The organism is Streptomyces toxytricini (assembly GCF_014649915.1).
GTDB classification, from domain to species: domain Bacteria; phylum Actinomycetota; class Actinomycetes; order Streptomycetales; family Streptomycetaceae; genus Streptomyces; species Streptomyces toxytricini.
This window is the reverse complement of the sequence record NZ_BMTY01000009.1, coordinates 4,219-14,480: the sequence shown is the minus strand read 5'-3', so window position 1 is coordinate 14,480 and position 10,262 is coordinate 4,219. Positions and strand designations below refer to the sequence as shown.

The 10,262-nt window shown below is 72.8% G+C and carries 8 protein-coding genes; 3 read left to right on the top strand and 5 right to left on the bottom strand.

Going from position 1 to position 10,262, the window contains the following annotated elements; translation table 11 throughout:
- Positions 1 to 172 precede the first annotated feature (172 nt).
- From IE170_RS12930 to IE170_RS12920, 3 genes are all read right to left on the bottom strand, one after another.
- On the bottom strand, positions 173 to 1,033 hold the full coding sequence (locus IE170_RS12930) for an LLM class F420-dependent oxidoreductase (RefSeq protein WP_189809502.1): 861 nt from the start codon (positions 1,031 to 1,033) through the stop codon (positions 173 to 175).
- 110 nt (positions 1,034 to 1,143) lie between these two features.
- Positions 1,144 to 2,406, bottom strand: coding sequence for an ADP-ribosylglycohydrolase family protein (locus IE170_RS12925; RefSeq protein WP_189809501.1), 1,263 nt, complete (start codon positions 2,404 to 2,406; stop codon positions 1,144 to 1,146).
- Positions 2,407 to 2,603: 197 nt separating this feature from the next.
- Positions 2,604 to 5,180: a bifunctional FO biosynthesis protein CofGH gene (locus IE170_RS12920; RefSeq protein WP_189809500.1), complete on the bottom strand. Its 2,577-nt coding sequence runs from the start codon at positions 5,178 to 5,180 to the stop codon at positions 2,604 to 2,606.
- Positions 5,181 to 5,544: 364 nt separating this feature from the next.
- Here IE170_RS12920 and IE170_RS12915 point away from each other — a divergent pair, with 364 nt between their 5' ends.
- The 3 genes from IE170_RS12915 (at position 5,545) to IE170_RS12905 (ending at position 9,420) form a co-directional block, all read left to right on the top strand.
- A complete protein-coding gene (locus IE170_RS12915) occupies positions 5,545 to 6,957 on the top strand; it encodes a family 2B encapsulin nanocompartment shell protein (protein WP_189809499.1) in 1,413 nt (470 codons plus the stop codon).
- 88 nt (positions 6,958 to 7,045) lie between these two features.
- Positions 7,046 to 8,527, top strand: coding sequence for a family 2 encapsulin nanocompartment cargo protein terpene cyclase (locus tag IE170_RS12910; protein ID WP_189809498.1), 1,482 nt, complete (start codon positions 7,046 to 7,048; stop codon positions 8,525 to 8,527).
- A 17-nt stretch (positions 8,528 to 8,544) separates the two neighbouring features.
- Positions 8,545 to 9,420 (top strand): geranyl diphosphate 2-C-methyltransferase, encoded by an 876-nt coding sequence (locus IE170_RS12905; RefSeq protein ID WP_189809497.1) that lies wholly within the window; start codon positions 8,545 to 8,547, stop codon positions 9,418 to 9,420.
- A gap of 51 nt (positions 9,421 to 9,471) precedes the next feature.
- Here the strand turns inward: IE170_RS12905 and IE170_RS12900 are convergent, their stop codons facing one another.
- Both IE170_RS12900 and IE170_RS32580 read right to left on the bottom strand, forming a co-directional pair.
- The gene (locus IE170_RS12900) at positions 9,472 to 9,780 is read right to left on the bottom strand and encodes a DUF397 domain-containing protein (RefSeq protein WP_189809496.1); all 309 of its coding nucleotides are present in this window, start codon (positions 9,778 to 9,780) and stop codon (positions 9,472 to 9,474) included.
- The coding region (locus IE170_RS32580; RefSeq protein ID WP_229884709.1) for a DUF5753 domain-containing protein at positions 9,777 to 10,262 on the bottom strand (486 nt) is incomplete at its 5' end. The genes IE170_RS32580 and IE170_RS12900, both read right to left, overlap by 4 nt.

Sequence of the window (10,262 nt, the reverse complement as noted above, 5' to 3'; positions counted from 1 at the left end):
ACGAAGGAGGAGCGCCCTTGAGGGACCGGCACGCCCCGGACACCATCAACTGCCGGGGACACCACCGGCAACATCCCCGATCCCGACCGACCGGCTCCCGCCCACCCCCACCCCGCCGTCTGCCTCCGACGTCACCGAGTCCACGGCTCCCGCCTCCGCCCCGCCATCCCCGTCACAAATACTGCGCGTACTCGTCCAGCACCCGCAGCACCTCCGCCTCCCTCCCCGGCGGGAGTTGCAGCACGACCTCCTCGATGCCCAGGTCCGCGTAGTGGGCCAGCTTGCCCGGGTTCGGGCGGACCGCATACGGGACCACCTGCAGCGCCTTGGGATCGCGGCCCGCCGCCTCCCATGCCCGGCGCAGTGCGGGCAGGGATTCCGTGAGGCCGCCTCCGCCGATGGGGAGCCAGCCGTCGGCGTGGGCGGCGATCGCCGCGAAGAGCTTCGGGCCCGCCGCGCCGCCCAGGAGGGTGCGGGGGCCGTGGAGGAGCCGGCCCGGGGTGAGTTCGCGGGGAGTCTGGGCCGGCTTGGGGTGGGCGGCGCTGGCGCTGACGGAGGCGTACGGGCCTGCGTGGGCGGCGGGGTCGGGGGCCCAGAGGGTGCGCATGAGGGTGAGGTGGTCGTGGACGCGTTCGCGGCGGGTGCGCCAGTCGACGCCGTGGTCGGCGGCCTCCTCGACGTTCCAGCCGTAGCCGACGCCGAAGGTGAGGCGGCCGCCGGAGAGGTGGTCGAGGGTGGCGACCTGCTTGGCGAGGACGATCGGGTCGTGCTGGGCGACGAGGGTGATGCCGGTGCCGACGCGGAGGCGGCGGGTGACGGCGGCGGCCTGGGCGAGGGCGACGAAGGGGTCGAGGGTGCGCCCGTACTCGTCGGGGAGTTCGCCGCCCATCGGCGCCCCGGTGTCCCGGGAGACCGGGATGTGGGTGTGCTCGGGCAGGTAGAGGGCGTGGAAGCCGCGTTCCTCCAGGCTGCGGGCGAGACGGACGGGGGTGACGGTCCGGTCGGTGAGGAAGATGGTCGTGGCGATCCGCATGGGCGAGGGCACCTCCGTGGCTGTCCGCGGCTCGGCTGCTCCCGGGACGGGTGCGGCCCACGCTACGGCCTGACCGCGCAATTGTTGAGTGGGTGTCAGCCCGTCGGACGTCAGCCCCGCGGGTAGCGGGCCAGCCAGCCGGGCGCGGAGGCGGCCGGGCCGTGCAGGGAGGGCCCCTGGGTCATCTCCAGTGCGAAGTCGTCGGCGAGCTCCAGCAGCGTGGCGCGCCCTTCGAGGTCCGTGAGCCATGCGGCGGGCAGGGCGGTCTCGCCGTGGAGGGCGCCGAGGAGGGCTCCGCAGAGGGCGCCGGTGGCGGAGGAGTCGCCGCCGTGGTTGACGGCGAGGCGCAGCCCGTGGCGTACGTCCTCGGCGGTGAGGGCGCAGTAGACGGCGACGGCGAGGGTGTCCTCGGCGTCGCGGCCGTCGCCGGGGGAGAGGGATTCGACGGCGCGGGGGGTGGCGGCGGCCGGTTCGGAGGCGGCGGTGAGGGCGCGCCGGAGGGCGTCGGTGACGGGCTGGTGGCCGGGGCGGTCGGCGAGGAGGGCGAGGGCGCGGCGGACGGCGCCGTCGAGGGTGTCGCCGCGGGTGAGGCCGTGGACGATGACGGCGAAGGCGCCGGCGGACAGGTAGGCGGTGGGGTGGCCGTGGCTCTGGACGGCGCACTCGACGGCGAGTTGGAGGACGAGGGCGGGTTCCCAGCCGACGAGGAGGCCGAAGGGGGCGGACCGGGTGGTGGCGGCGGCGTCGCGGGCGGTGGGGTTCTTCGGCTGGTCGAGGGTGCCGAGGATGGTGTCGGCGAAGCCGGTCGTGCAGGCGCGGTCGGGGCCGCGGCGGGCGTAGAGCCACTCCTGCCGGGCGAGCCAGCCGTCGTCGGTGCGGCGCTCGTCGGGGCCCCAGTCGTTCTGGGTGGCGGCCCACCGGAGGTAGGCGCGGTGGATGTCGGTGGGCGGGTGCCAGGTGCCGGTGTCGCGGCGGACGTGGGCGCGTATGAGGCCGTCGACGGTGAAGAGGGTGAGCTGGGTGCAGGCGGTGACGGTGCCGCGGCGGCCGTGGGCGGGCGCGGGTTCGGTGAGGCCTTCGACGCCGTGGGTGGTGCGGATGCCGTCGAGGGAGAGGCCGGCGACGGGGGCGCCGAGGGCGTCGCCGATGGCGGAGCCGAGGAGGGTGCCGCGGACGCGGCTGCGGAAGTCCTGCTGCTCGGTGCGGCCCCACGTGCCGGTGGTGAGGGGCGTGCGGGTGCCGGCGGTTTCGGCCTCGGGCTCCGCGGCCGGGTGTGCGTCGACGACCGGCTGCGCGGCAGCGGCCGGGTCTGCTTCCGGCCTCGCGGCCAGGCTCGTTGCCGGTGCCGTGTCGGTGGTCGTTGCGGTGTCCATGGTGCGTCCCCCAGCCTGCGAGCCCGCCCCCCGCGGGCTCTGGCGCGCACTGTAGTTGCCGGGACCGGCCTGTTTCGGGGTACGGCGGTCAGGCGGCCCGTAAGTACGGGGAGAACGGCCGAAAGTGCGCGTGTCGGGGCGGTCGGGAGTCGGGCCTTCCCGGCCCCGGGCCCGGCCCCCGCCCGCCCCGACCCGGGTCAGTCCAGCACCGGCAGCAGTCGCGGCAGGTGCCCGTCGGAGGCGTGGGCGGCGCGCTGTCGCTCCTCCGGGACCTCGCCGTACAGGGTGGTGCGGGGTGTGGCGGGGCGGCCGGCGGCTTCGGCGATGGCGGTGAGGTCGCGGATGGAGCGGTAGGAGCCGTAGCTCGATCCGGCCATGCGGGAGATGGTCTCCTCCATGAGGGTGCCGCCGAGGTCGTTGGCGCCGGAGCGGAGCATTTCGGCCGCGCCGTCGGCGCCGAGCTTGACCCAGCTGGTCTGGATGTTGGTGATGTGCGGGTGGAGCAGCAGGCGGGCCATGGCGGTGACGGCGCGGTTGTCGCGGACGGTCGGGCCGGGCCGGGCGATGCCCGCGAGGTAGACGGGGGCGTTGGTGTGGATGAACGGCAGTGTGACGAACTCGGTGAAGCCGCCGGTCTGCTGCTGGATGCGGGCGAGGGTGCGGAGGTGGCCGAGCCAGTGCCGGGGCTGGTCGACGTGCCCGTACATCATGGTGGAGGAGGAGCGTATGCCGAGCTCGTGGGCGGTGGTGACGACGTCGATCCAGTCGGCGGCCGGCAGTTTGCCCTTGGTGAGGACCCAGCGGACCTCGTCGTCGAGGATTTCAGCGGCGGTGCCGGGGATGGAGTCGAGGCCGGCTTCCTTGGCGGCGGTGAGCCAGTCGCGTACGGACATGCCGGTGCGCGTGGCGCCGTTGACGATCTCCATGGGGGAGAAGGCGTGGACGTGCATGCCGGGGACGCGCTGCTTCACGGCGCGCGCGATGTCGAAGTACGCGGTCCCGGGCAGGTCGGGGTGGATGCCGCCCTGCATGCACACCTCGACGGCGCCGACGTCCCAGGCCTGTGCGGCCCGGTCGGCGACCTGGTCGAGGGAGAGGGTGTAGGCGTCGGCGTCGGTGCGGCGCTGGGCGAAGGCGCAGAAGCGGCATCCGGTGTAGCAGACGTTGGTGAAGTTGATGTTCCTGGTGACGATGTAGGTGACGTCGTCCCCGACGACGTCGCGCCGCAGCCGGTCGGCGATCCGGCACAGCGCGTCCAGCGCGGGCCCGTCCGCGTGCAGCAGGGCCAGCGCCTGCGCGTCGGTGAGCCGCTCGGGGTCGTCGGCGGCCTGGGAGAGGGCGGCGCGGACGTCGGTGTCGATGCGTTCGGGTGCCATGCCGGGGGCGGCGGCTTCGCGGAGGGCGTCCCAGTCGCCGTAGACGTGGTCGAAGTCCTGGCGGCGGTCGCCGGTGCGGCCTTCGGTGTCGACGGCGGTGTGCAGGTCGGTGCGGCCGGATGCGGTGAAGGCGTCGTCGGGTTCCTGCCAGGGCCGGCCGGTGACCTCGGCGTCGGGCAGGGCGAGGCCGGTGGCCGGGTCGGCGAGCGCCCGGACGTGGGGCAGCAGCCGCGGGTCGAGCCAGGGTTCGCCGCGCCGGACGAACTCGGGGTAGACGCAGAGCCGTTCGCGGAGCTCGAAGCCGGCGGCGGCGGACTGTTCGGCGAGCCGGTCGATCTGCGGCCAGGGCCGTTCGGGGTTGACGTGGTCGATGGTCAGCGGGGAGACGCCGCCCCAGTCGTCGATGCCGGCGCCGATGAGGCGGGCGTACTCGCCGTCGACGAGGTTGGGCGGGGCCTGGAGGCAGGCGGAGGGGCCCATGATGTGGCGGGCGACGGCGATGGTGGCGACGAGGTCGTCGAGTTCGGCGTCGGGCATGCCGCGCATCGCCGTGTCCGGCTTGGCGCGGAAGTTCTGGATGATCAGTTCCTGGATGCCGTGGTACGCGCGGGCGGTGCGCCGGAGCGCGAACAGCGACTCGGCGCGCTCCTCGTACGTCTCCCCGATGCCGATGAGGAGGCCGGAGGTGAAGGGGACGGAGGAGCGCCCGGCATCCTCCAGGACGCGGAGCCGGACGGCGGGCTCCTTGTCGGGGGAGCCGTGGTGGGGGCCGCCGGGCTCGGACCACAGGCGGGTCGCGGTGGTCTCCAGCATCATGCCCATGGAGGGGGCGACGGGCTTCAGCCGCTGGAAGTCGGCCCAGGTGAGGACGCCCGGGTTGAGGTGGGGGAGCAGGCCGGTCTCTTCGAGGATGCGGATGGAGATGGCGCGGACGTAGGAGACGGTGTCGTCGTAGCCGTGGGCCTCCAGCCACTCGCGGGCCTCGGGCCAGCGGTCCTCGGGCTTGTCGCCGAGGGTGATGAGGGCTTCCTTGCAGCCGAGTGCGGCGCCGCGGCGGGCGATGTCGAGGACCTCGTCCGGTGACATGAACATCCCCTGGCCGGCGCGGCGCAGCTTCCCGGGGACGGTCGCGAAGGTGCAGTAGTGGCACTTGTCGCGGCAGAGGCGGGTGAGGGGGAGGAACACGCTCTTCGAGTACGTGATCACACCGGGCCGCCCGGCGGCGGCGAGCCCGGCGTCGCGGACGCGGGCGGCGGACGCGGCGAGGTCGTCGAGGTCGGCGCCTCGGGCCCGGAGCAGGACGGCGGCCTCGGTCGCGTCCAGGGCGACACCGTCGCGGGCGCGCCGCAGGGCGCGCCGCATCGCGTTCTGGGTCGGGGCGTCACTCGGAGGGGTCATGCGGTGAGCATACGGTCCGGTAGCCGGGCGGCGGGCGGGCTCCCTGCCGCTCACCCGCATCGGCTTTCCGGCGTTGACCAGCGGGGATGGCGGGCTGCCCCCTGTGGTGCGGGCGCCGGGGGGTGCGACCGCTGCGATCCGGCCCCGTCCCGTCCGGATCTCGTGGGTCGGCCAAACATCCCTCCGCTCAAGATCACCGCATTGGGGGACAGGCATGCCTCCGGAGGGGTCCAACCGGCGGTCAGGCCGTTACTGTTCCCCAACATCTGGCCGGATTCCCGGATATTCACCCCCTTCCTCCCTCTTTCACCGGTGCCGTGTGGGTACGCCCGGTCGCCGCCCCTCGCGAAGGAGAGCTTGTCCGATGACCGTTGACAGCAGCCCCGAGACGCAGCCGGCGCCGCCCCGGCAGTCCAGCCTGGCCACGGCGGCTGCCCGCAACCTCGCCACCACGACCAAGTCCGCCCCGCAGATGCAGGAGATCACCTCCCGCTGGCTGCTGCGGATGCTCCCCTGGGTGGAGACCAAGGGCGGCACCTACCGCGTGAACCGGCGGCTCACCTACGCCGTCGGCGACGGCGTCATCGAGTTCGTCCAGGACGGCGCGAGCGTCCGCGTCATCCCCCGCGAGCTCGGGGAACTCGCCATGCTGCGCGGCTTCGACGACGAGGACGTCCTGCGCGAGCTGGCCTCCCGCTGCGTCCAGCGCGACTTCCGGCCCGGCGAGGTCATCGTCGAGCGGGGCTCCCCCGCCCAGCACATCCACCTCATCGCCCACGGCCGCGTCGGCCACACCGGTGTCGGCAAGTACGGCGACACCGTCGACCTCGCGGTCCTCGGCGACGGCGACCGCTTCGGCGAGCAGGCCCTCCTCGACGGCCAGGGCACCTGGGACTACACGGCCACCGCCGAGACCGCCGGCACCCTCCTCACCCTCTCCCGCGCCGACTTCGACGCCGTCCTCGCCGCCTCCCCGACGCTGCGGGACCACATCACCCGGTTCACCTCGCTGCCGCAGCAGCGCCAGAACCGGCACGGCGAAGCCGAGATCGCGATGTCCGCCGGCCACACCGGCGAGCCCGAACTCCCCGGCACCTTCGTCGACTACGAACTCCGCCCGCGCGAGTACGAGCTCTCCATCGCGCAGACCGTCCTGCGGGTCCACACGCGCGTGGCGGACCTCTACAACGAGCCGATGAACCAGACGGAGGAGCAGCTCCGGCTCACCATCGAGGCGCTGCGCGAGCGCCAGGAGCACGAGCTGGTCAACAACCGCGAGTTCGGCCTCCTCCACAACGCCGCGTTCAAGCAGCGCATCCAGACCCACTCCGGGCCGCCCACCCCCGACGACCTCGACGAACTGCTGTGCCGCCGCCGCGGCACCCGGCTGTTCCTCGCCCACCCGCGCACCATCGCGGCGATCGGCCGCGAGTTCAACGCCCGCGGGCTCTACCCGGACCACGTCGATGTCGGCGGGCAGAGCGTCCCGGCCTGGCGCGGCGTACCGATCCTGCCGTGCAACAAGATCCCGATCAGCAAGGAGAACACCAGCTCCGTCATCGCCATGCGCACCGGCGAGGAGAACCAGGGCGTCATCGGCCTGCGCCAGACGGGGCTGCCGGAGGAGTACGAACCGGGCCTGTCGGTCCGCTTCATGGGCATCGACGAGAAGTCGATCATCTCGTACCTGGTGACGACGTACTACTCCGCGGCGGTCCTCGTACCGGACGCGCTCGGCGTGCTGGAGAACGTCCAGATCGCACGCAGGCGCGACTAGGGGGCCAGGCCACCGCCCGAACCGTCCCGGGCCGTCCCGGCGCGCCCGGGATCCGGGCCGGCCCACCCACCCCACCGAGGAGGAACGGATGCCCGAGCCTGGGCCCTCCCCCATGCAGTCGAGCCTGCCGGCCGCCGCGGCCCGCTTCGGGGCCCACGGCCACGGCCGCGGCGCGGACGCCACCGCCGCGGGCCGGCCCCGGTTGCCGGCCGTCCCCGGACTGCCCTTCCCGCCGCGCCCCCAGGCCCCGCAGGCCCCGCACGCGCCGGAGACCCCGCAGGCCGCGCCCGCCGACCTGCCGTCCCCGTCGGCCCCGCCGGTCCCGGAGCGCGGGCACGGCGAAGCCCTGCAGCGGATCATGGCCGGCCCGAGCGGCCTCGGCACGGCGAGCCTGCACTTCGCGCCGCCCCGGGCCGACCCGGCGACGCTGCCGGCTCCGCCGGATGCCGCAGCCGCGCCCGCCGCGTCGCTCCTGTCGACGCCGTGGGTCCTGCCGACGCGGCCGGTCCTTCCGGCGGCACTGGCCCGGGCGGCGGCATCGGCCCTGCCCGAGCCGCCGCACCCGGCGTCGGCGGGGGCCGCCACCGCCGAGGGCCGGCCCATCCCCGGCCTCTACCACCACCCCGTCCCCGAACCGGACCCGGTCCGCGTGGCCGAGGTCAGCCGCCGCATCAAGCGGTGGGCGGTCGACGAGGTCCAGGCGTACCCGCCCGAGTGGGAGGACCAGTTCGACGGCTTCTCCGTCGGCCGGTACATGGTCGCCTGCCACCCGGACGCCCCCACCATCGACCACCTCATGGCCGCCACCCGGCTCATGGTCGCCGAGAACGTCCTCGACGACTGCTACTGCGAGGACCACGGCGGCTCGCCCGTCGGCCTCGGCGGCCGGCTCCTCCTCGCCCACACCGCCCTCGACCCGCTCCACACCACCGACGAGTACGCCCCGGCCTGGGCGGAAACGCTCCTCTCGGACGCGCCGCGCCGCTCCTACCGGTCCGCCATGCAGTACTTCGTGCAGCTCGCCACCCCCTCCCAGGCCGACCGCTACCGGCACGACATGGCCCGCCTGCACATGGGCTACCTCGCCGAGGCCGCCTGGGCGCAGACCGACTACGTCCCGCAGGTGGCCGAGTACCTGGCGATGCGGCAGTTCAACAACTTCCGTCCCTGCCCCACCATCACCGACACCGTCGGCGGTTACGAACTCCCCGCGGACCTGCACGCCCAGCCGGCCATGCAGCGCGTGATCGCCCTCGCGGGGAACGCCACCACCATCGCCAACGACCTGTACTCGTACACCAAGGAACTGAACAGCCCCGGCAAGCACCTGAACCTGCCGGTGGTGATCGCCGAACGCGAAGGCCTCTCCGCCAAGGAGGCCTACCTCAAAGCCGTCGAGGTCCACAACGACCTCATGCACGCCTTCGAGGCCGCCGCGGCCGAACTCGCCGCCTCCTGCCCCGACCCTCGCGTCCTGCGCTTCCTCAAGGGCGTCGCCACGTGGGTCGACGGCAACCACTACTGGCACATGACCAACACGTACCGCTACAGCCTGCCCGACTTCTGGTAAGAGGAATGGATTCACCCGTGTCCAGCATCGAACTCACCACCCCCGCCACGTTCATCCCCGCCCCGGCCACCCCGTACCAGGGCGACATCGCCCGCTACTGGAACGAAGAGGCCCGGCCCGTGAACCTGCGCCTCGGCGATGTCGACGGCCTCTACCACCACCACTACGGCATCGGCGACATCGACCACGACGCCCTCGGCAACCCCGCCGACAGCGCCTACGAGAAGAAGCTCATCGCGGAACTCCACCGCCTGGAGTCCGCCCAGACCGACATCCTCCTCGACAACCTCGGCACCATCGGCCGCGACGACCTCCTCGTCGACGCCGGCTGCGGCCGCGGCGGCTCCATGGTCATGGCCCACCAGCGGTTCGGCTGCAAGGTCGAGGGCGTCACCCTCTCCGCCAAGCAGGCCGACTTCGGCAACAACCGCGCCGCGGAGCTCGGCATCGCGGACTTCGTCCGCTCCCGCGTCTGCAACATGCTCGACATGCCCTTCGAGACCGGGCAGGCCGCCGCGTCCTGGAACAACGAGTCCAGCATGTACGTCGACCTCCACGATCTGATGGCCGAGCACTCCCGGATCCTCGCCGTCGGCGGCCGCTACGTCACCATCACCGGCTGCTGGAACCCCCGCTACGGGCAGCCGTCGAAGTGGGTTTCGCAGATCAACGCCCACTTCGAGTGCAACATCCACTCCCGCCGCGAGTACATGCGCGCCATGGCCGACAACCGCCTCGTCCCCCAGGCCGTCATCGACCTCACCCCGGCGACCCTCCCGTACTGGGAGCTGCGGGCGACGTCGTCGCTGGTCACGGGCATCGAGGAGGCGTTCATCAACTCGTACAAGGACGGCTCGTTCCAGTACGTCCTGATCGCCGCGGACCGCGTCTGAGGCCTGGTCGCTTCTGCCGGGCCCGCCTGATTCGGGCCCGGCCCCTTCTGCCTACGAGGCGTGCGCCGCCCCCGCGACGAACCCGGCCCAGGCGGCGGGGGAGAAGCTGAGGTGCGGGATGGCGGTGTCCTTGGAGTCGCGGACGAGGACGGCTGCGGGGGTACTGGCGACTTCGACGCAGTCGTTGATGTCATCGCTGTCGCTGTGGCTGCTCTTGGCCCAGCCGACTTCCACGCAGTCGTTGATGTCGCTGGAGCTGCTGTAGCTGCTCTTCCGCCAGGCCACCTCGACGCACGAGTCGCCTTCGGGGCCGCTGCTGTAGCTGCTCTTGAACCACTCCAGCTCGGATTCGCGGATCATGTCTCTCCCAGCGCATGCTCGATGAAGGCCAGCGACTCCCGAGGCGTGAGAGCCTGGGCCCGGATCATCCCATACCTCAGTTCCAAGATCCGTAAATCGCGAGGGCCGGATACCGGCCTTCCACCGAAGGCCCCTTCCGACTTTCCGACAGCCGATCCGTCCGAGAATTTGAGGATTTCGATCCCGCCGTGCATTCCGGCGTGTGCCTCGACCCGCAGCGGCATGATCTGGAAGGCGATGTTCCGAATCCCGGCTACCTGCGCGATGTGTTCGAGCTGCCTCCTCCACACCTTTTTGCCTCCGATCGGCCTTCGCAGCGTGGCCTCCTCCTGGACGACAGTGATGGAAGGAGCCGGGTCGCGGTCGAAAACCGACCTCCTGGCCATCCGCGCAGCGAGGTACCGCTCGATCTCCGCCCCTGAACAGGGAGGCTGTCGCATCTCGAAGAGGGCGCGGGCGTGTTCCTCGGTCTGGAGCAGGCC

Bases quoted from the DNA above. Each gene is read 5' to 3' on its own strand.
- IE170_RS12925 (WP_189809501.1), bottom strand. From the start codon at position 2,406: ATGGACACCGCAACGACCACCGACACGGCACCGGCAACGAGCCTGGCC.
- IE170_RS12930 (WP_189809502.1), bottom strand. From the start codon at position 1,033: ATGCGGATCGCCACGACCATCTTCCTCACCGACCGGACCGTCACCCCC.
- IE170_RS12920 (WP_189809500.1), bottom strand. From the start codon at position 5,180: ATGACCCCTCCGAGTGACGCCCCGACCCAGAACGCGATGCGGCGCGCC.
- IE170_RS12910 (WP_189809498.1), top strand. From the start codon at position 7,046: ATGCCCGAGCCTGGGCCCTCCCCCATGCAGTCGAGCCTGCCGGCCGCC.
- IE170_RS12915 (WP_189809499.1), top strand. From the start codon at position 5,545: ATGACCGTTGACAGCAGCCCCGAGACGCAGCCGGCGCCGCCCCGGCAG.
- IE170_RS12900 (WP_189809496.1), bottom strand. From the start codon at position 9,780: ATGATCCGCGAATCCGAGCTGGAGTGGTTCAAGAGCAGCTACAGCAGC.